Origin of the sequence: Micromonospora rhizosphaerae (assembly GCF_900091465.1) — a bacterium.
GTDB classification, from domain to species: Bacteria; Actinomycetota; Actinomycetes; order Mycobacteriales; family Micromonosporaceae; genus Micromonospora; species Micromonospora rhizosphaerae.
Window position 1 is genome coordinate 3,325,592 of sequence record NZ_FMHV01000002.1, and the last position, 20,239, is coordinate 3,345,830.

Here is a 20,239-nt window from a genome sequence, read left to right on the forward strand (position 1 = left end):
TGGCCCGCGTCGTGACCGAGGCGCTCGCGCCGGCAGTGCTCGTCGCTGGCATCTCCCTCGCTGTGGCTTGGCATAGCCGATCAATGGGTTGGGGGATTGTTGCGGCCCTGTTCGCCAGCGGCATCCCGCTCAGCTACATCGTCCGCGGCGTCCGTAAAGGTCACTACCGTGATCACCACGTGTCGATCCGGGAACGCCGGCCGGCGGTGATCCTGTTCGCGGCGGCATCCGTCGGCGTGGGCCTTGCGCTCATGATCCTGCTTCGGGCGCCACGCGAGCTTGTCGCGCTGGTCGTCGCGATGCTTGCTGGCCTGGCGCTCACCCTCGTTGTGACCAAGTTGTGGGGGAAAGTCAGCTTCCACACGGCAGTGGCGTCGGGTACGGCTACGACGCTCGTTCTCGTGTTCGGGCCGTGGCTCCACCTTGCCTGGCTGGTGGTCGGCCTGATCGCCTGGTCGCGGGTCCGGCTGCGAGAGCACACGGTGACCCAGACCGTTATCGGCGCGGTGCTCGGCGCTGCGGCGGCCGGAGTGGTCTTTCCGATCGTTCGTTGACGTCACGGCATGAGACCGGGCCGGCCGTGGACCGCGTCGAGCGCCCGCGGCTCTCCCTGCTGCCCTGAATAGGGATCAGGTGCGTTTCAGAGGCCAGGTCAGCCACGTGGAGATGTCGTAGGAGTGGGCCGCCGCCGACCCGCTGCGGCCGCCTGCGGGGTGTCTCGCGAGATCCCGCACCGCCCCGTCGCCGGTACGCAGGTGACGACGGACCGGCAGTTGGTGCCGCGGCGAGTCGGTGGCGATCCGTGCGCAGGCGTACCAGGGTCGTTGCACCCCCGAGGGGTCCAGGAGCCCGCAGGGGCTCTGAGAGGGCTACGGAGGGCGGCAAAAATGTCGACGATCGTCGATGGATAGGGGTCCGCAGGACTCACCTGCACCGAACAACGACTCCGACCGTCCTGGACCTGACCACCCACGCTCGCAGTGTCCTTTTCGAGTCCCGGACTCGGGGACAGGTGCCATCGGGCCGGCAGTGAGGGCACCTCTGGCGCTGATGAAGGTCGATCATCCAGCCAGCGACTAGCACCAGGTACGGGATGTCAGCCACGACGGTTCCTCCGGAGTGCGAACGACGACCGCCAGAGGCCACCAAGGGTCATCAGGGGTCGACTCCGTGGAAGCGCGACGGTAGGAGCGTTCCAGTGAGCGCCGTAAGCGCCTGCTCTGTGCGGATAGTTGGACACCTGGACTACATCGATGGGCTCGTCTGGCCTCTGAAACCACCTGAGTCGGCTAGTCATCTGTCAAGGGTAACTAACTAGGGCGTGTGATCAGTAGTCCTGCGCTAAGTTGGCACACGACTAGTTCACGGCTGCCTAGCTTCGGGACATGGCGAAGCGACTGCGGCTGATGGGCTCGGCGGAGATCCGAGTCATGCTCGGCGGTGTGTCTCGCCAGCGCGTCTACCAGATCACCAACCGCAGGGACTTTCCCGAGCCTGTAGCGACTCTCCAGATGGGGAACGTCTGGCTGGCCGAGGATGTCGAGCGTTGGATAGCCGAGAGGCGTCCAGAGGATTAGCGTCGCTCGTTTGGCCTGGTATGGATACGACGTGAAGCCAAGTCTCTGGACACGCGTACGGCGCGTCTACCACCGGTTGCGCCATCGAGGACGTCCCTGAGCCGCACAAGCCTCCGCAGGGTCTGCGCGGCGGCGATCTCCGACTTCCTCGGGTCCCCGTTCATGGCCACGAGGTACGCGGCACGGCAGCTCGTGATGACTGTGCCGAGCCTGTACAACGCGATTGCCGCTGCCAGGGTCCAGCTCGTGGCAGCCCACAGCTTCGGCAGCACGAAGCTCCTCGGGTTTCCGGCGTCGAGCGGGAGGCTGCTCGGCGGCGGTGGGAGCGCCTAGGACGGGCCAGCGGTGTCCTGCACTTTGCCAGCTGGCCATAGGGGAAGGTAGCGCCCGGACCGGTTGTTCCCCTCGGTATCCGGACCCGGGCTCCCGTTCTTCGACGCAGTGAAACCCCGTCTGCCAGGCCGTGGACCGCAGGCGAAGCTAACGGTGGTTAGAGTGACTATCCCGGTGAGCCCCCACGGCGAGCGCGAGCAGTCCGAGCTTGGCGATTGCGATGATGGCCGCATGGGTGCGGCGCGGACCGCCAACGGCGAAGCCGGTCACGCCCCAGCCTCCCCGCGGGCAGTGCCCGCCGAACTGGCAACATCGCCCGTTAGCCAATCGTGGTCCCGAACGGGTCCTTGCCCTCGCCGAGGAGCAGCGGCACGTCATAGACCGATAGGTCCGGCCGGAAGCGTGCGTACCGCACGCGATGGCGCCAGCGTCCATGTTCAAAAGCTACGTCGGCGGCAATTTCCGCCACGACGGTCGGTTCCACCTGCAGGTAGGGCAGTGGCTCGGGCCGGTCCAACTGGCCGGACCAGGACGCGGGCAGCGGCTGCGGCCACGGGTGGGCCACGGTGCCGGGGTGCGGCATGCGTGGCGGCGTGAGCAGTTCGGCCAGCGCCGCACGCTGGTCGGTGGTCAGTGGATGGGAGCGGCCGGTGTATCGCAGCCGTCCCCGCCGGTCGAACCGGCCCAGCAGCACGGTCTCCGGGCGGCTGATGCTGCTGGTCACCCCACCGATGATGGCCTCGGTGACGATCCGGGTGCGGAACTTCGACCAGCCTCTCCGGCCTGGCTCGTACCGGCCGGTCAGGCGTTTGTCGATGCCCGCGGCGACGGTCCAGTGCAGCAGCCAGTCCGCCACCTGCCGCATGTCGGCCGTCTGCGGAGTCACGGTCAGCTGGGCCGGCGCGTTGACGAGCAACTGCTCCAGCCGTGCCCGCCGCTGCGCCAGCGGCAGGTCCAGGATCACCTGCCCGCCGGTGTCGGCGAGCAGATCGAACAGCACGTAGTGGGCGGGCCATTCGCGCGCCAGGCGTAGCAGGTCGCGGCCTGCGGTGACGCGGCGTTGGAGCTGCGCGAAGTTGGTGCGGCCGCGCTCCCAGACGATCAGCTCACCGTCGAGCACCACCCGGGGCGCGACGGTGGCCCGGATCGCGCGGGTGATATCCGGGAAGTAGGTGGTCAGGTTCCGGCCGGCCCGCGACTGCAGGTAGACCCCGTCGGGCTCGCGGAAGGCGATACACCTCCACCCGTCCCACTTCGGCTCATGCACCAGGCCGGGGCCCTCGGGCACCAGGTCGACGGGTGCCGCGAGCATCGGCGCGACCGGCCGCCGCAGCACCGGTTCCGCCCCGGCGCTCGCCCGCAGGCGGGCTGGAGTCACCGCCAGCCCCCACCACACCGGCCGTGTACGGCGTTCATCTTTGGCCCCCCACGTCATCGTGCGAGATACATGGGTGGACTCGGGAGGAGATCCGCGACATTGAATGCGCCAGCGAGGGGCTGCAGCATGGCGCGCTAGCGGGCGGCGGGGCCGGCGGCGACCCTGAACCGGTCGCCGAGGTGACCGCTCGGCCGCCGGCCGGCCGGCCGTATGCAGGCGGTACCAGCTACGGCCGCAGGCCACCGACGAGCGGGCCCCGCAGCGGGTTCAGTCGCGGCGACCGGTCATCGCCCGCAGCGCCGCTCGGTCGGGCGGCAGAGTCTCGTACGCCGCGTCCCGTGCTCGTCGGCGCGTACGGTCGGAGGGTGGACGTGCTGCTGCGCGGCGGGCCCGGCGACGGCCAGGTGGTGCCCGGCGGCGGGGAAACCGTCGTGTGGCAGGCCTGCCTGTACGAGATCACCCGCGACTACGGCCACCGCCACGGCCGCGACCTACGGGTCTACCGGCACCGCCCCGACTGCTGCGAGCCGTACGGCCGAGGCACCGAAGACCGCTGCGAATGACCCGCCTGGCTCCGGCGAAGGTCTGTTCGGCACCCCGCCCCGCCCATTAATCGAACATGCGTACGATAATCGCGTGGAAGAGGTGGTCCGGAGGTGGTGGAACGGGTGCTGGGGGCGCCTGGCCCGCCGCGACGTGTGGCTCGTCCGCCAGACACGCTGGAAGCTGATCGCCCGCGCCGGCGACAGTGAGACCGGGAAGGTGCTGCGGTGGGAGTTCGACACGGAGCCGGAAGCCCTGCACATGGTTGATCGTCTTCTGCGTGCCGAGACCGCAGGCCAGTGGCGCGAACAGGACCCCGCGTCCCCGGGGGTGCAGCCGCGAGAGCAGCGCCCCGGGCGGCACCCGGGCTCGGCACCTTCGTGATGTCAAGATCACATTGGGGTTCGCCGCGCGATATGTGGCGGTGAGCAGGCTGGCCGGGCCGCTCGCCCCGGCGGTCACCGGCCGGCCGGTCACCCGGGACAGGTCCCGGGCCGCCGTGTGGTGACCGCCGTCGGATTGAGCCGTGCGACTCAATGCGGCGGACTCGTGTCGTCTACCCGACAGGGCGCCGGCCCGGATGGGCGAGGCAACCACAGGCATACGCGCCTCACACTGGCGTCTTCGGTGACGCTGGAGGGGTAGCAGTGGTCAACTGGGTGACGCGACGGGACCTGTCGGAGGCGGCGAAGGGCGGTGTCGGGTTCTTCGCGCTGCTGATGCTGGTCATGGCGGCGTTGTTCGCAGGGCGCCTGGTGGTGGGTGTCTGGACGGCGGCTGACCGCTGAGCCAGTGATGCCACAGTGGGTGCGGGTGTTGTGGAGGGGCGGCCTGTTCGTGGCGGCGTTCGCGTTGGCGTACTCGGATGGCTGGGTGGGGTCGGCGGGCGCAGTGGCGGTGTTTGTGATGGCAGGATTGGGGTGGTGGCTGATGGCTACCCCGGACGAGGTGTAGGCGGTCATCCTCGGGTCACCGCCGGGACGACTAGGTCGGCGTCGGCGTTCATCAGGGATGATCCGGCGAAGGTTGGTCCGAGAGCCCAAGCGCCACGTCGTGCCGCCTCCTCGACGGCCTCGGGCGATGCGAGGTCAAGCAGCTTCTAGGCCGTGATGGACCCTGGAGCCAGGGCCATCAAGGGGGATCCCGGTGCGGGACCGACCCACTCCAGCCCCCACTTCACCGCCAAGTTCTACGGCAAGTCCTTCCCGAGCTGTTTCACGCCGTCAGTACCACCAAGGAGCCGAACTTCGTGGCGAACCGGTGGGTGTCGACGTCGCCGAAGCCACCGCCGCTGTGGTACCGCGACGGCGGGGCGGCGGAGCGCAGTCGGCATAGGCGTAACGCCTGCGCTGGCCTGGCTCGCGCAGATCCCGGCGGGTCGATACGCAGCACTCCTACGACGGCGGCGAGCACGGTCCAGCCCTCGCCAGCGTGCGTGGTCGGGGCTCTGCTGCCAATGTTGCCGGGGAATGCTGCGGGACCGGGGGCATATTCCATACCCCTCCTTCCCGGTAAAGAGCTGGGAGTCGCCTGAGCGGCACGGCTTGATCCGGCTACACCCGGTCAGACCGGGTGTGGACCCTTCTCTTCCCCCTGGATAGGGTAGGCGTCCCCGATGCGCTCATCGCTGGCTGCCGACTGGAGGTTTCACCTTGGCTGAACCCTGGCTGTCCGCCGACGACATCGCTGCCCACCTTGGCGTCACGAAAGACACGGTCTACGCATGGATTGCCGAGAAGGGCATGCCAGCCCACAAGCTCGGCCGGCTTTGGAAGTTCCAAGCTAGCGACGTCGATGAGTGGGTGCGCGGCGGTGGCGCCGCCTCGTCGGGTGCCGATACGCGACCGGACTGACCCCTTGGCGCGACCAGTCGACCACCGGAAGTGCCGGTGGGTTGCCATATCCTGAACGACTTGCCTGGAACTGGAAGGAGGTGCCCGTGGGTGAGGCCGCCACTACTACCCGCTACAGGCTCTCCTTCACCAGCGGTGCTCTTCTCATGCGAGAGGCGATGATCGCCGCACCGCTGTATCTGCGTGAACGTCACTGGTCAAAGGTGCGTGCGCTGATCGAGGGCGACAACCTCCTGCAAGCCCGCACGGTTGCGTCGGGGCAGCGCTTCGCACGCGAGGTTGTGCAGCGGCTTGCCGTACTCGCCGATGACGAGATCGAGCTGCTCATCGAGGCGTCGGCCACCGAACGTGGATACCTGCTGTGGGCGGCTGCCTGCCGTCGCTACGACCTGATCGGCGAGTTCGCCGAGGAGGTCGTGCGCGAGCGGTTCCTCCTGTTGACCTCGGCGCTCACGTACGAGGACTTCGACAGCTTTGTCCGGGCTAAGGCGCTGTGGCACGAGGAGCTGGCCCAGATCAAGGACTCGACGCTGCAGAAGCTGAGGTCAAACGTGTTCAAGATGCTGCAGGAGGCCGAGTTGCTGTCGGAGGCGCGCTTCATCATGCCTGCCGTGTTGTCCGAGCGAGTTGCCGCCGAGCTCAGCGCTCGCACACCGAGTGATTTGCGGTTCTTCCCGACCCAGCAGACCGAAGGTCTGGGGGGCGGGCTGTGATCCCGAAGACTCTGCCTGAGCAGGAGGAGCACCTGTTCGCGGTGCTCCGCGGCCGACGCTTCCTGCAGATGGAGGGCCTGAGCAACGAGGTCCCGTTCTTCATCTACCCATATGCGCCTGAGGATGCGCTCGCCGTAGCGGCAGCCAAGAAGCGGATCAAGAACCGGCTGTCTAACGCTGGCGTCGCCGTCTTCGAGATCAACCTCTACGACCTGTCAGTCGAGCTGCTCAAGGAGCGGGGTGTCTGGGGCCGGGTCCTGGCCATCGAGCCGGATCAGGACAAGGCAGACTTTCGCGAGATGCTTCAGGGGATGCTTGACCCGCAGCTGCATATCGCCTCGGCGATCCGCGACCGGCTCGCGCAGGTGGACTTCGACGTCTTCTTCCTCACCGGGATCGGTGAGGTCTTCCCGTACATCCGTTCGCACAACGTGCTGAACAACCTGCAGTCGGTGGTCAAGGGCAAACCGATGCTCATGTTCTTCCCGGGGCGTTACGAGCAGTCCGACACGTTGGGCTCGTCGCTTGTTTTGTTCGGTCGGCTCAAGGACGACCAGTACTACCGAGCCAAGAACATCCTGGAACAGGAGGCGTGAGCTCGATGCAGCTCAATGAGATCTTCGCCAAGAATATCCAGCGCCCGATCGAAGGCGTCATCAAGGCCGATGACGTCGCACACCTGAGCACCGAGGTCGACGAGTACGTCTTGACCAACGAGGCGGCTACGGGCCTGGAGGATCTGCTCGAGGAGTACACCTCCTATACCAATGCCAACGGCGTGTGGATCTCCGGCTTCTTCGGCTCCGGTAAGTCGCACATGCTCAAGATGCTCGCCCACCTGCTAGGGGACGTCGAAGGCCAGAGCTATCGGCGCCAGAACGCTTCCGACAGCTTCCGGGCCAAGACGCCCGATGCCTTCCTGCCCGGCTTGCTCGACAAGGCCGACCGCATCCCGGCCAAGAGCCTTCTGTTCAATATCGACCAGAAGGCCACCCTGATCAGCAAGGACCAGACCGACGCCCTGCTCAAGGTCTTCGTCAAGGTCTTCGACGAGAGCCGCGGCTACTACGGCAACCAGGGACACGTCGCCCGCTTCGAGCGCGACCTGGACAACCGCGGACAGTACGAGGCGTTTAAGGAGACGTTCGAGCGGATCGCCGGCATCCCCTGGACGCAGGGACGCGAGCAGAGCGCGTTGGAAGGCCCGAGCATCGACCGGGCCTTCGCCGAGGTAAACGGTGCGACTGCCGACGGCATCATCAAGCAGTACAGCGCCTCATACTCGGTCTCGATCGAGGACTTCGCCGACGAGGTCAAGGCCTGGCTCGACAAGCAGGGCGCCCCGAACTTCCGCCTCAACTTCTTCGTCGACGAGGTCGGCCAGTTCATCGGCTCGGACACCAAGCTGATGCTCAACCTGCAGACCATTGCGGAGTCGCTCAACACCAAGTGCGCCGGCCGCTCGTGGGTGTTCGTGACCTCTCAGGAGGACATGGAGAAGGTCATCGGCGACCGCACCAGGCAGCAGGGCAACGACTTCTCCAAGATCCAAGCCCGGTTCAAGACCCGTTTGAAGCTCACCAGCGCCGACGTTGAGGAAGTCATCCGCAAGCGCCTGCTGGAGAAGAACAACGCGGGTGTGGCTACGCTGAGCAAGATCTATGCAGACCAGCACGCCAACTTCAAGACGCTCTTTGACTTCGTCGATGGGGCCAAGACCTACCGCAACTACACCGACGAGGCGCACTTCGTCGGGACCTACCCATTCGTCAGCTACCAGTTCCCGCTGTTCCAGGCCGCGATCGAGGGCATCTCAGAACACAACGTCTTCGAGGGACGCAACAGCTCGGTCGGTGAGCGGTCCATGCTCGGCGTCGTCCAGCAGGTCGCCAAGGACATCGGCAACGTCGACGTCGGCCAGCTCGCGACCTTCGACAGCATGTTCGCCGGCATCCGCGCGTCGCTGAAGTCCGCCGCCCAGCGTTCGATCGACGTTGCCGAGCGCAACCTCGACAATCAGCTGGCGGTCCGGCTCTTGAAGGCGCTCTTCCTCGTCAAGTACGTCGAGAGCTTTCAGGCGACGCCGCGCAACCTCACGGTGTTGGTGTACGACCGCTTCGGCCTCGACCTCCCCGCCCTGTCCGACCAGGTGAAGGAAGCGCTGACCCTGCTGGAGTCGCAGACCTACATCCGGCGCAACGCCAACGCGTACGAGTACCTGACCAACGACGAGCAGGTCATCGAGGAAGAGATCAAGAACGTCGACATCGACGCCTCCGAGGTCAGCGCCCGACTGTTCAAGATCCTGTCCGGCGATGTCATCAAGAGCAACAAGATCCGCTATGCCAAGAACGGGCAGGACTTCCCATTCGGGTTCAAGCTCGACGACCAGGCTCATGGTGCCCAGCGGGAGCTGGCGGTCCACTTCATCTCGCCGGAGTACCCGCACTCCCCGGAAGAGATCCGCATGCACAGCGCGGGGAAGGATGAGCTGCGCGTCATCCTCGACCCGGACGCCCGGGTGCTGTCGGACCTGCGGCTGCTGATCAAGACCGAGAAGTACATCAAGCGCAAGCAGGGCACCTCGATCTCCGCGATCGAGGACCAGATCCTGCGGTCCAAGGGCGCGCAGAACATCGAGCGGGAGAAGGAGCTTATCGAGCGCGTCCGCAGCTCGGTCGGCAAGGCCACCCTGGTCATCAACGCCGCGGACATCACCTCAAGCTCCCAGGACGCACTGACCCGGGTGGCCGATGGCTTCCACAACCTCATCAGCCGCACCTACACCCAGCTGAAGCTGCTCGGCGGTGTTACCTTCAGCGAGCAGCAGGTCGCCTCGGCCGCGAACCCTGACAACGGTCTGTTCGAAGCCGGCACCTTGACCAAGCTTCCTGCCGAGGAAGTGCTGTCCTTCGTCATTCGCAAGGGGGGACTCGGGGAGCAGGTCACGGTCAAGGCCATCGTCGACACCTTCCAAGCCAAACCCTACGGGTGGGACCTCGCCTCGATCGAGGTCCTGATCGCCTTCCTGATCGGCACGTCCAAGGTCACGCTCACGGTCGACGGCAACCTTCTCAAGCGCTCCGAGGTCGCGACCGCCCTGCGTAACACCCAGAAGCACGCGCACGCCGTGGTGGCCCCGCAGAAGACGTTCGACGAGCGCAAGGTCGCCGCCTTCCGCAAGTTCTGCACCGATTTCTTCGACGAGCCCAACGCCCCCACGGACCCGCTGGAGCTCGCGCGGCACGGTGCCGACAAGCTGACGGGCAAGCGCGACGAGCTCAAGGCCACCGCCGCGGGCTCCAAATACCCGTTCGTGAGTCAGCTCTCCGCCCCGATCGAGCTGCTTGACCACGTGGTCGGCAAGCCCGACGATTGGTATTTGACCGACTTCAATCTTGGCGATGACCTGCTTGACGCCAAGGAGAGCGTCATCGACCCGATCCAGGCGTTCCTGAGCGGCGGACAGCGGGTCATCTACGACGAGGCCGCCGACCTGCTGGCCACCCACAGCAGCAACCTCGGCTACCTGCTACCTGACAGCGACGCCACCGTCCGGGGCGCACTGGTCGACTCCAACGCCTTCCGTGGCAACCGGATGGCGCAGCTCAAGCAGGCAACCGACCAGCTGCGCGCCCAGATCGACGAGGTGGTGGCATCGAACCGGGCCGACGTGGTCCAGGCGATCGAGGGGCGCAAGGTCGAGCTCGAAGCGAGCGCCTTCTACGCAAAGGCGACTACGGACGCCCAGAAGAGCGTGATCCGGAGAGTCGACCAGGCGATTTCTCGCGTCCGCGGCGAGAAGCAGATCGCCCTGATCCGTGAGCTGGGGGCGAGCTTCGAGGAGACCGTCTACCCGGGTCTGCTCGACCAGCTGGCCGTCTCGCAGCAGGGCGGGGGCGACGACGCGCCGCCGCCGAAGCAAACCGTGTCCGTCAAGACCATCTCGGCTACTGGTGTCGGCGCGGTTCTTGAGACGGAGGAGGACGTCGACCGGTACCTCGCCGCCCTCCGCAATGTGCTCATCCAAACCCTGAACGACGGAAAGCGAATCTCACTCTGATGGAAACCGCACCGTTGAAGTCGTTCGCCACGTGGGCGCGCACGGGGCTCATCCGCGAGGTCGCCGCTCGCGTAGCCGTGGTGCTGGCTCCCGCCTCGCCTGAGCGGGTGGAGCAGCGGAGGGCTGTTGAAGCCTTGGAAAAGGCGGTCGACGCAGCGGGCGGCGGAGAAAGCGGCAAGACAGCAGTCGCAGACCGGGTCGCCTACACCTGGTTCAACCGCATTATTGCTCTGAGGTTCATGGACGCCAACGGGTATACCGGCATCGGTGTCGTCTCCCCGCAGTCCGGCATCGAGAGCGGCCAGCCCGAGATCCTCGCCGAGGCTAAGCGCGGCAACATCGACGTCACGGTCATCGGCACCAAGACCCGCGAGACGGTCACGGGTCTCCTCAACGGCACCCGTCGCAGTGAAGACCCGCAGGGCGAGGCCTACGCCCTGCTGCTCGCGGACTACTGCCGCTACTGGAACCGTGCCATGCCGTTCATGTTCGAACGGGAGGGCGATTTCACCGAGCTGCTGATACCCGCGAACTTGCTGGCAGACGACTCGGTGCTCAACCGCGGTGTCAAGGTCCTGACCACTGATGTCTGCCGAGATGTCGAGGTCATCGGCTGGCTCTACCAGTTCTACATCTCAGAGCGGAAGGACGAGGTGTTCGCCGGCTTCAAGAAGAACAAGAAGGCCGGTGCTGCCGAGATTCCTGCAGCGACCCAGCTCTTCACGCCGCACTGGATTGTCCGCTACCTCGTCGAGAACTCGCTCGGCCGCCTCTGGATGCTCAATCGGCCGTCCTCTCGCCTCGCCGAACGGATGGAGTACTACATCGCCCCGGTCGACGAGGAGACCGACTTCCTCAAGATCAGCAGCCCCGAAGAACTCAAGGTCATTGACCCCGCCTGCGGCTCGGGCCACATGCTCACCTACGCCTTCGACCTCCTGTATGCGATCTACGAGGAAGAGGGCTATGCGCCGGCCGAGATCCCCGGACTCATCCTCACCAACAACCTGTACGGCGTCGAGATCGACCCGCGCGCCGGGGCACTCGCGGCCTTCGCCCTGAGCATGAAGGCTCGCGCCAGGCAACGGACGTTTTTCAACAAGCAAGTCGAGCCGAACGTGTGCGCGCTTGAGCCGATCCACTTCACGCCGCAGGAGCTCGACCTGCTCCTGTCACCCTCGGTCGACCGGCATGAAGAGATCGCATTCTGGAATCAGTTCGCGCGAGCAGACTTGTATGGCTCGTTGATCAGGCCCGATGCGAGTTTGATCGGCACCCTCCGCGCTCACGTTGAGGTGGTCGGTGTTGAGGCCGACCTGCTCGCGTCGGATGTCGTCAGGCGAGCGAAGCAAGTCCTCCGTCAGGCTGAGGCACTGTCTCCAGAATATGCGGTCGTGGTGACGAACCCGCCATACATGGGATCCAAGAACATGACTGGAGACCTTGCGGACTGGTCCAAGGTGCACTGGCCGACCAGTCGATTCGACTTTTTTGCGATGTTCATGGAACGCGGCATGCAGCTTTGTTCTCCGCAGGGGTGCGTCGCCATGATAACCATGCAAAGTTGGATGTTCTTGTCGACTTTCGAGCCACTGCGCGAATCAATACTCTCGCGCAAGACGGTTCGCCTCCTGGCACATTTGGGGCCAAGTGCGTTCGAGGGATTGTCGGGGGAGGTCGTGTCGACGACCGCGTTCGTCATCTCAAACGTTCATGTTCCGAATGCTGTTGGAGATTACATCCGGCTGGTGGATTTCGTGGCGGCGTCCGCAAAACGCGCGGGGTATCTTTCTGCGCTCACGGACCCAGACTGTACGTACCGATTCCGAGTGGCAACGGACGACTTCGCATCACTGCCAGGAAAGCCGGTTGCTTACTGGATCGACGTCCCACTGAGGGAGTCTTTCGCGACGCCGCTCCTCGGTCGACTCGTCATAACGGAAGGGCAGAACAAGACCGCGAACAATGATCGGTATCTTCGTCGATCGTGGGAAGTTTCGCGGTCGGCGCTGGGCGAGGACGCGAGGTGGATCCCATACGCCAAGGGCGGTCCCTTCAGACGTTGGTACGGAAACGTGGAGTACGTAGTCGACTGGTCCCGGTCGGCGCGGGAGGAATATCGAAGGAACGCTAGTTGTCGTATCGTGGACGAGCGGTTCTGGTACCTGCCCGGCATCACATGGACGGATATTTCTACAAGCGGGTCGGGATTCCGGTGGCTTCCCGAGGGTGGAACCTTCGACATGTCCGGGCCTGTGGTGTTCCTCTCCGACGGGACGCGTTACCTCAATGTCCTCGGTGTCCTGAACTCCGGGTTCTCGTGGAAAGCCCTAGGTTTTCTGAATCCCACCTCTCATATCCAGTTGAAGGACGTCAAGAATGTCCCGGTGTCTGATCGACTCCTGCATGACAAGGAATTGGCTGAGCTGGTAGGCGCGAATGTGGCGTGGTCGAAAGGCGACTGGGATAAGCTGGAGATATCAATGGGCTACGCGGGTAGTCCGTTGACGTCTACGGGGGTGTCGCTACTTCGGAACGCCGTTGATGACGAGGTTGAGAGGATATTTCAGGGAAGCGAGGAGGTGATCGCGCGCGAGGCGCGAATCGACGAGCTGGTATCGGCGGAGTACGGCATACTGGAATATCGCCCCTCGTACGCCTCACCTAGGGCGTTGGTGAACAATATTGAGTACCGCGTCGGGAAGGTGCTCAACCGAGACGACGCGTTTTTCGTTCGTCGACTTTTGGTGGAAGATCTGGTTTCCTATGCCGTTGGCTGCCTGTTCGGCCGCTACAGCCTGGATGAGCCAGGCTTCATGCTCGCCGACCAGGGTGCGACCCTGCAGGACTTCCTCAGCAGGGTTGCGAACCCCACGTTCATGCCGGACGCAGACAACGTCATCCCGATCGTGGACGGCGACTGGTTCGAGGACGACATCGTTGCGCGCTTCCGCGCGTTTCTCCGTGTGGCCTTCGGTGAGCAGCACTTCGAGGAGAACCTGCACTTTGTCACTGAGTCTCTCGGCGTCAAGGACATCCGTGACTACTTCGTGAAGTCCTTCTACAAGGACCACGTCCAGCGGTACAAGAAACGCCCGATCTACTGGCTCTTCTGCAGCCCCAAGGGCTCGTTCAGCGCGCTCATTTACATGCACCGCTATACGCCCTCCACGGTCTCGACGGTGCTCAACGAGTACCTGCGCGAGTTCACGGCCAAGTTGACCTCCAGCCTGCAGCGGCAGGAGCGTCTCGCCGCTGGTGGCGGGACGCCGCGTCAGCAGGCGGCTGCCCAGAAGGAGGCTGACCGGCTCCGCAAGGTGCTGCTGGAGCTCGGGGAGTACGAGCACGATGTTCTGTACCCGCTGGCGTCTCGGCAGCTCTCGATCGACCTGGACGACGGCGTGAAGGTGAACTACCCGAAGTTCGGCGCCGCGTTGAAGAAGATCCCCGGCCTTGCGGCAAGCGATGAGTGACGCTGCCACGGTCCGCCCGCACCTGGAGCGGTGGTTCGAGACCCGCCGGGTCGTCTTCTGGCGCGACCCGGACGGCCAGTACGCCGCCGACCTGGAGGATCTCGAGCTGCTGGGTGTCCATACGATCCGCGTTGCCAACGACGAGTTCGGTATCAAGAACCGACTCCTGCACGACGAGCCGACGAGCAAGTTCCTCGTGTACCGCTCCGGTCAGGTGCCGACGGGCATCGGGAACTGGCTGCTTGACCTCGAGCTTGCCTACGGAGTCTTCACAGCCGATCACACTACCCTCGTTGCGCAGGATCTCGGCCTCACTGGCACGGGCATCGACGAGGTCGTTCAGACTCACGAAAAGTTCTTCAACGCGACCAAACGCGTCCAGAGCCTCAAGGCTCGGCTGAGTCCCGAGGACGATTCCACCGACCTGCGCGCCAAGATGACCGCGGTGCTGCTTAATCTCAAGGACTCCCACAGCCTGCTGGAGATCACCCGCACGCTGCTCACGGAGAACGCTCGAGGGCTCCACACGAAGTACGACGCGCTCGTCGATTACGGCCTCGACGACTTTTACTGGCGCGGCGTCGCTGGTATCTACGGCTACGAGTCGGGCTCGCCGAGCATCGACGATCTGGTGCTGTGGATCTTCCGCAAGGCCATTGAGGGCTTCAAGTCTGACCGACCGGGTGGCCTGCAAAACATCCAGCTCGACTTTGCAAGCCTGCGCAACGACCGGCGCAGCCAGGAGGCGCTCGCCACGCTCGCCAAGCGCGCGGCACGTGACCTCGATTACACCTCGATGATCGAGGATGTTAGCTTCCGTGAGCTGGTGGCCGTGGATCTGTTCGAGGAGATCGACCAGAAGATAATCAGCGACCTGTCGCATGCAGTGGCCGCGCAGATGATCACCCCGCACGAGGTCGCCGAGGTCGTACGGGCGCGGCAGAGCAGCGTGTGGATCGACGGTTACCGGCGGCTCTACACGGCGGTCGCCAACGCCTCCGAACTGCTGGGCGAGATTGCCTCGCTGGATCTTGGGATGCAATCGTTCGACGACGGGCTGGAGAACTACCGTCGGAAGTGGTTCCGCATCGACCAGCTCTACCGGCAGTTCGTCTACGCGGCACGTACGGCCGAGTACCCGAAGCCGCTCGAAGCACTGCGGGAGCAGGTCGAGAAGCGCTACACCAACAAGTTCGTCTACGAGCTGGGCAATGCCTGGCAGCAGCAGGTGGATCAGGTCGACAGGTGGCGCTCGACCGCACTTCGCTCGCAGACGGGCTTCTACGCCGGCTACGTGGAGCCGCTTGTGCGCGACGGCGACAAGAAGGGCGTCGTCATCATCTCTGACGCGCTCCGTTATGAGGTGGCCGACGAACTCCGCTCACGCATTCGGAAGGAAGACCGCTTCGACGCCACGCTTGACGCCGTCCTCGGGGTGCTGCCGAGCTACACACAGCTCGGGATGGCGGCGCTTCTGCCGCACTCGGCGCTCAAGCACTCCGCCGATGCCAAGACGGTGCTCGCGGACGGCCAGCCGACGAACGGCACCGCCTTCCGTGGAAAGGTCCTCGAAAGCGTCGGCGGCGCAGCTATCCAGGCCGAGGACTTCAAGGCCCTGAACGCCGACGAGCGGCGTGAGCTTTACAAGGCCAACCGAGTCCTGTACGTCTACCACAACCGAATCGACGCCACCGGCGACAAGCCTGGCACCGAACGGCAGGTGTTCGAGGCCGTAGAGGACACGCTCCGTGACCTCGTCGACCTCGTGAAGAAGCTGGCCAGCGCCAACGCTACAAACATCTTCATCACGGCTGACCACGGCTTCCTGTTCCAGGACGAGGCCCTGGGCGAGACATTTTTTCTGTCGACCCGGCCGCAGGGCGACGACATCAAAGTCGTCAATCGACGGTACGTGCTGGGGCGCGGCCTCAAGGTCGACAACGGCCTCGCGACCTTCGATGCCGCTCATCTCGGGCTCCAGAGCGACCTTGAGGTGCAGATCCCCAAGTCGATCCATCGACTCCGCCTTGCCGGCGGGGGATCAAGGTTCGTCCACGGTGGGGCGACGCTCCAGGAGATCGTCGTTCCCGTGCTGGCCGTGAACAAGAAGCGCAAGAGCGACACCAGACTGGTCAACGTCGAGGTGTGGCCCGAGTCCGACAAGATCACGACAGGGCAGGTCGTCGTTCGACTGTTCCAGTCTGAGCCAGTCACCGATAAGGTCCAGCCACGCACGCTCCGGGCCGGGCTCTACGTCGGCGAGGCCCTGATCTCGAATCTTGCCCACCTAACCTTCGACCAGATCTCAGCCGACAAGCGAGACCGGTACCAGAGCGCACAGATGCTCCTCAGCCAGGACGCCAACGACTACAACAATCGTGCCGTCGAGTTCCGCCTGGAGGAGCGCATCCCCAACACCAACCAGTGGCGCGTTTACGCGAAGGCGATCTACATGCTGAAGCGTTCGTTCGCATCGGACTTCGACTTCTGAGGGGAAGGAGGCTCGGATGAGCGAGACCGAGAACGAGGCGCCCGACGCCGGCGCACCACAGCAGAGCGACCTCGACTTCAAGATTAATCTTCTGTTCCCCGGCGTGGTCGTCCGCAAGGACCTAGTCAAGGCCGTCAAGGGCAACGCCATCGTGCCGTCGTACGTCCTCGAGTACCTGCTCGGGCAGTACGCGGCCTCCGACAACGAGGCCACCATCCAGGCGGGTATCGACACGGTGCGCAAGATCTTGGCCGATCACTATGTGCACCGGAACCAGTCCGAGCTGGTGAAATCTACGATCCGCGAACGAGGGCGGCACCGCATCATCGACAAGGTGACCGCCACGCTCAACGAAAAGGCCGACGTGTACGAGGCGGAGTTCGCCAACCTCGGCATCAAGGGCGTGCTTGTCGAACCCGCGACGATCAAGGCCCATCCGAAGCTGCTCGTCGGCGGCGTCTGGTGCATCTGCGACATCGAGTACTTCCACAGCGACGATGCGCGAGCCGTGCCGTGGATTCTCGGCTCAATCAAACCCATCCAGTTGTCGAGATTCGACTTCCAGGGCTACCTGGTTGCCCGACGGGAGTTCACTACCGACGAGTGGATCGACCTGCTAGTGCAGTCCATCGGGTTCAACCCCGAGTTGTTCGGTCGGCGAGCCAAGCTCATCCAGCTTGTGCGGCTCATCCCATTCGTCGAGCGCAACTACAACCTCGTGGAACTCGGTCCCAAGGGCACCGGCAAGTCGCACCTCTTTTCGGAGTTCTCGCCCCACGGCATGCTCATCTCCGGCGGAGAGGTCACGGTCCCGAAGCTGTTCGTCAACAACGCCAACGGGCGCATCGGCCTGGTCGGCTATTGGGATGTCGTCGCCTTCGACGAGTTCGCAGGCAAGAAGAAGCGGGCGGACAGGGCGCTCGTCGACATCATGAAGAACTACATGGCGAACAAGTCGTTCTCGCGCGGCGTTGAGACCCTCGGCGCGGAGGCGTCGATGGTGTTCGTCGGCAACACCTCGCACACCGTGCCGTACATGCTCAAGCACTCCGACCTGTTCGACGAGCTGCCCGACAGCTACCACGACTCGGCCTACCTCGACCGGCTGCACCACTACATTCCGGGCTGGGAGGTCGATACCATCCGCGGGGAGATGTTCTCCAGCGGCTACGGGTTCGTCGTGGACTACATCGCCGAGGTGCTCAAGTCGATGCGCTCGGCGGACTACTCGGACCGTTACCAACAGCACTTCACGCTCTCGTCGGACATCTCAACCCGTGACCGTGACGGCATCCACAAGACCTTCTCCGGGCTGATGAAGATCCTCTACCCAAACGGGGAGGCCACGCCTGAGGAGATCGAGGAGATCCTCCGGTTCGCGATCGAGGGCCGCAAGCGCGTCAAGGACCAGATCCTGCGCATTGACTCGACGATGGTCGACGTCAAGTTCGGTTATCTGGACACCGGTGGAGTCTGGCACTCGGTCTCGACCCTCGAAGAGGACGAGTACCCGGCCTACTACTACCGCGAGCGCCGCGAGGGTGCCGAGACCGCTGACGATGGAGGCGAACCGAGGCCAGGTGGCCCGGCGCCGATCGCGGAGGCAGAAGCACAGCGCGAGCCCGCGCCGGTCGCCGAGCCGCCGCTGTTCGAGGGGCACCGGGATTTCCAGGAAAACCAGCGTGGCGTCTCATTCGACACGCTCGTCATCCCTTACCTGCGCGGTGCGGGGCAGATCACGATCATCGACCCCTACATTCGTCAGTTCCATCAGGCCCGCAACCTCATGGAACTCATCGAGGGGATCGCCAGGACGAAGGACGCAGCGGACGAAGTCCACGTCAAGCTGATCACGGCGGAGAACATCGAGGGGGGCGCGGACAAGCTGCGCAAGCAGCTTGAGTTCCTCCTCAGGATCAAGCAGGGTGCGGCGGTCGGGGGCGTAAACTTTGACGTCGCGTTCGACAACACAATCCACGATCGCTCGATCGTCACGGACACCGGCTGGAGAATCCTCCTCGGCCGCGGCCTCGACATCTTCCAATACGTCACTGGTGACGCATTTGACCTCGCGACCAAGCTCCAAGAGTTCCGCCAGGTCAAGGCATTCGGGATAACCTTCATCCGCGAGAGCGAGTGACCGAGCTGAAGGTACCTGTGGTGCGGTGTGAAACGCCCTGGGTTTCGTGGAGGCTCCATTCCGTGAGGAGATGGAGTCATGGCACGATCGAGCAAGTACTCAGCTGATTTCCGCGTCCGGGCGATGCGCCTGGTGACGGAGGCCGGGCCGGAGCACGACACCGAGTGGGCGGCGATCACGTCGGTGGCGCACAAGCTCGGGGTCAGCAGTGAGATGCTGCGCAAGTGGATCCGGCAGGCCGAGGTCGACGCCGGCCAACGGCCGGGACCACGCCGGATGAGTCCGCAGAACTCAAGCGGTTGCGGCGGGAAAACGCCGAGCTGCGTCGGGCGAACGAGATCCTGAAGGCGGCGAGCGCGTTTTTCGCCGCGGAGCTCGACCGCCCCGGGCCGAGATGATCCGCTTCGTCGACGAGCACAAGGATCGTTTCGGGGTCGAGCCGATCATCGGTGTCCTGCGGGGTACTGATGCCGGGTTTCTGTCCGTGTCTGGCTACTACGCGGCCAAGACCCGGCCGCCATCGCCCCGCAGCATGGCCGACGCCGTGTTGGGTGAGCGGATCCGGCAGACGCACGAGACGAACTACGGGGTCTACGGGGTGCGGAAGATGCACGCCGTGCTGCGCCGTGATGGTGTGCAGATCGGACGCGACCAGGTGGGTCGGCTGATGCGTCAGCTCGGGTTGGCCGGTGTGCGCCGGGGCAAGCCCAAACGCACCACCGTCACCGATACCGCAGCTACTCGGCCCGCGGACCTGGTCAAGAGGCAGTTCACCGCCGCGAAGCCGAACCAGCTGTGGGTATGCGACATGACCTATATCCGAACTTGGGTCGGCTTCGCCTACCTGGCCCTGGTCATCGACGTGTACTCCCGGCGCCTGGTCGGCTGGGCCCTCACCACCCACCTGCGCGCGGACAGCGCCGGGTACTTCCCATCCCGGTCGCGGATGAGGTATCGAACGTTCGACGTGACGTCCTGCAGGTCCATGAACAGGTTCCGGGCGGCCTGGGTCACCCAGGCGGCGGTCGGGTGCGCGGTCGCGCCGAGGATCCGGATGCGGCGGTTGGCGTGCTCAATGGCCGCGAGGATGTACATCCTCGTGCCGGTGAGCGTCATCCTCTCGATGAAGTCTGCTGCCAGCAGCGCTTCGGCCTGCGGCGCGCAGGAACTGCGTCCAGGCGGTGGCGGCCCGGTCCGGGCCGGGATCGATGCCCGCCTCGCGCAGGATCTCCCAGACCGTGGACGCGGCGACTTTCACTCCCAGGGTGAGCAGTTCGCCGTGCACCCGCCGATACCCCCACGACGGGTTCTCCCGCACCACGCGCAGCACCAGCGCGCGGATCGAGCGTACGGTGCGCGGCCGGCCTCGCCGGCGGGGCCGCGACGCCGCCGCGTGGCGACGTGCGGCAGGTCGCGATGCCACCGCAGAATTGTGTCGGGACGTACCAGCAGCCGCAGACGGTGCAACGTGGGCCTCGGGAGGCGGTGTAGCAGCGCGGCCAGCAACGCCCGATCGGCTGGTTCGAACCGGACGCGTCGCTCGTCGAGCTGGCGCTGCAGCACCGCGAGCTGGTGGCGTAACGCGAGGATCTCCGCGTCCTTGTCCCGGTCGCTGCCCGGCAACAGCCGCAGTAGTGCGGCGACGTTCGTGAGGCCCAGGTACGGAAGTCGCCGC

At 64.8% G+C, this 20,239-nt stretch carries 17 protein-coding genes, 1 pseudogene and 1 other annotated feature; of the genes and pseudogenes, 14 read left to right on the forward strand and 4 right to left on the reverse strand.

Annotated elements, in window-relative coordinates; all coding sequences use genetic code 11:
• The first annotated feature begins 11 nt into the window (after positions 1–11).
• Positions 12–554 carry a phosphatase PAP2 family protein gene (locus GA0070624_RS15925; RefSeq protein WP_245718810.1) on the forward strand — a complete coding sequence of 181 codons (543 nt, stop codon included), beginning with the start codon at positions 12–14 and terminating at the stop codon, positions 552–554.
• A gap of 831 nt (positions 555–1,385) precedes the next feature.
• The gene (locus GA0070624_RS15930) at positions 1,386–1,577 is read left to right on the forward strand and encodes a helix-turn-helix transcriptional regulator (protein ID WP_091341910.1); all 192 of its coding nucleotides are present in this window, start codon (positions 1,386–1,388) and stop codon (positions 1,575–1,577) included.
• Between the two features lie 652 nt (positions 1,578–2,229).
• Here the strand turns inward: GA0070624_RS15930 and GA0070624_RS15935 are convergent.
• Positions 2,230–3,288, reverse strand: coding sequence for an ATP-dependent DNA ligase (locus GA0070624_RS15935; RefSeq protein WP_245718811.1), 1,059 nt, complete (start codon positions 3,286–3,288; stop codon positions 2,230–2,232).
• Positions 3,289–3,653: 365 nt separating this feature from the next.
• Between GA0070624_RS15935 and GA0070624_RS15940 the strand changes: the two genes are divergently transcribed.
• The 3 genes from GA0070624_RS15940 (at position 3,654) to GA0070624_RS34765 (ending at position 4,619) form a co-directional block, all read left to right on the forward strand.
• Positions 3,654–3,851, forward strand: a complete 198-nt coding sequence (locus GA0070624_RS15940) for a hypothetical protein (RefSeq protein ID WP_091348924.1) — start codon at positions 3,654–3,656, stop codon at positions 3,849–3,851.
• 73 nt (positions 3,852–3,924) lie between these two features.
• Complete coding sequence (locus GA0070624_RS15945) at positions 3,925–4,215, forward strand: hypothetical protein (protein ID WP_245718812.1); 291 nt, start codon at positions 3,925–3,927, stop codon at positions 4,213–4,215.
• A 263-nt stretch (positions 4,216–4,478) separates the two neighbouring features.
• On the forward strand, positions 4,479–4,619 hold the full coding sequence (locus tag GA0070624_RS34765; protein ID WP_176731713.1) for a hypothetical protein: 141 nt from the start codon (positions 4,479–4,481) through the stop codon (positions 4,617–4,619).
• A gap of 427 nt (positions 4,620–5,046) precedes the next feature.
• On the opposite strand, the gene GA0070624_RS34020 is transcribed toward GA0070624_RS34765, so the two are convergent.
• Positions 5,047–5,328 (reverse strand): hypothetical protein, encoded by a 282-nt coding sequence (locus GA0070624_RS34020; protein ID WP_141715037.1) that lies wholly within the window; start codon positions 5,326–5,328, stop codon positions 5,047–5,049.
• Positions 5,329–5,483: 155 nt separating this feature from the next.
• Between GA0070624_RS34020 and GA0070624_RS15950 the strand changes: the two genes are divergently transcribed.
• The 9 genes and pseudogenes from GA0070624_RS15950 to GA0070624_RS36845 form a co-directional block, all read left to right on the forward strand.
• Positions 5,484–5,684: a helix-turn-helix domain-containing protein gene (locus tag GA0070624_RS15950; RefSeq protein WP_091341912.1), complete on the forward strand. Its 201-nt coding sequence runs from the start codon at positions 5,484–5,486 to the stop codon at positions 5,682–5,684.
• Positions 5,685–5,770: 86 nt separating this feature from the next.
• Positions 5,771–6,397 carry a DUF1819 family protein gene (locus GA0070624_RS15955; protein ID WP_245718813.1) on the forward strand — a complete coding sequence of 209 codons (627 nt, stop codon included), beginning with the start codon at positions 5,771–5,773 and terminating at the stop codon, positions 6,395–6,397.
• Positions 6,394–6,993 (forward strand): DUF1788 domain-containing protein, encoded by a 600-nt coding sequence (locus GA0070624_RS15960; protein ID WP_245718814.1) that lies wholly within the window; start codon positions 6,394–6,396, stop codon positions 6,991–6,993. The genes GA0070624_RS15955 and GA0070624_RS15960 overlap by 4 nt, the downstream gene beginning before the upstream one ends.
• 5 nt (positions 6,994–6,998) lie before the next feature.
• The gene (brxC, locus tag GA0070624_RS15965; protein WP_091348932.1) at positions 6,999–10,460 is read left to right on the forward strand and encodes a BREX system P-loop protein BrxC; all 3,462 of its coding nucleotides are present in this window, start codon (positions 6,999–7,001) and stop codon (positions 10,458–10,460) included.
• The gene (gene pglX, locus GA0070624_RS15970; RefSeq protein ID WP_091341914.1) at positions 10,460–13,933 is read left to right on the forward strand and encodes a BREX-1 system adenine-specific DNA-methyltransferase PglX; all 3,474 of its coding nucleotides are present in this window, start codon (positions 10,460–10,462) and stop codon (positions 13,931–13,933) included. Before brxC ends, pglX begins: the two co-directional genes overlap by 1 nt.
• Positions 13,926–16,424 carry a BREX-1 system phosphatase PglZ type A gene (gene pglZ / locus GA0070624_RS15975; protein WP_091341917.1) on the forward strand — a complete coding sequence of 833 codons (2,499 nt, stop codon included), beginning with the start codon at positions 13,926–13,928 and terminating at the stop codon, positions 16,422–16,424. Before pglX ends, pglZ begins: the two co-directional genes overlap by 8 nt.
• 16 nt (positions 16,425–16,440) lie before the next feature.
• On the forward strand, positions 16,441–18,564 hold the full coding sequence (brxL, locus tag GA0070624_RS15980) for a BREX system Lon protease-like protein BrxL (RefSeq protein ID WP_091341919.1): 2,124 nt from the start codon (positions 16,441–16,443) through the stop codon (positions 18,562–18,564).
• A 78-nt stretch (positions 18,565–18,642) separates the two neighbouring features.
• The gene (locus GA0070624_RS15985; protein ID WP_091341922.1) at positions 18,643–18,909 is read left to right on the forward strand and encodes a transposase; all 267 of its coding nucleotides are present in this window, start codon (positions 18,643–18,645) and stop codon (positions 18,907–18,909) included.
• Positions 18,910–18,919: 10 nt separating this feature from the next.
• Positions 18,920–19,021 (forward strand) — a sequence feature (AL1L pseudoknot).
• A pseudogene (locus tag GA0070624_RS36845) lies at positions 18,959–19,423 on the forward strand (IS3 family transposase); the annotation flags it as partial. Its footprint overlaps the feature before it by 63 nt.
• Here GA0070624_RS36845 and GA0070624_RS35750 read toward each other — a convergent pair.
• Positions 19,405–19,659 carry a hypothetical protein gene (locus GA0070624_RS35750; protein ID WP_245718815.1) on the reverse strand — a complete coding sequence of 85 codons (255 nt, stop codon included), beginning with the start codon at positions 19,657–19,659 and terminating at the stop codon, positions 19,405–19,407. The pseudogene GA0070624_RS36845 and the gene GA0070624_RS35750 overlap by 19 nt on opposite strands.
• Complete coding sequence (locus tag GA0070624_RS35755) at positions 19,637–19,894, reverse strand: hypothetical protein (protein WP_245718816.1); 258 nt, start codon at positions 19,892–19,894, stop codon at positions 19,637–19,639. Before GA0070624_RS35755 ends, GA0070624_RS35750 begins: the two co-directional genes overlap by 23 nt.
• Positions 19,895–20,239 lie beyond the last annotated feature (345 nt).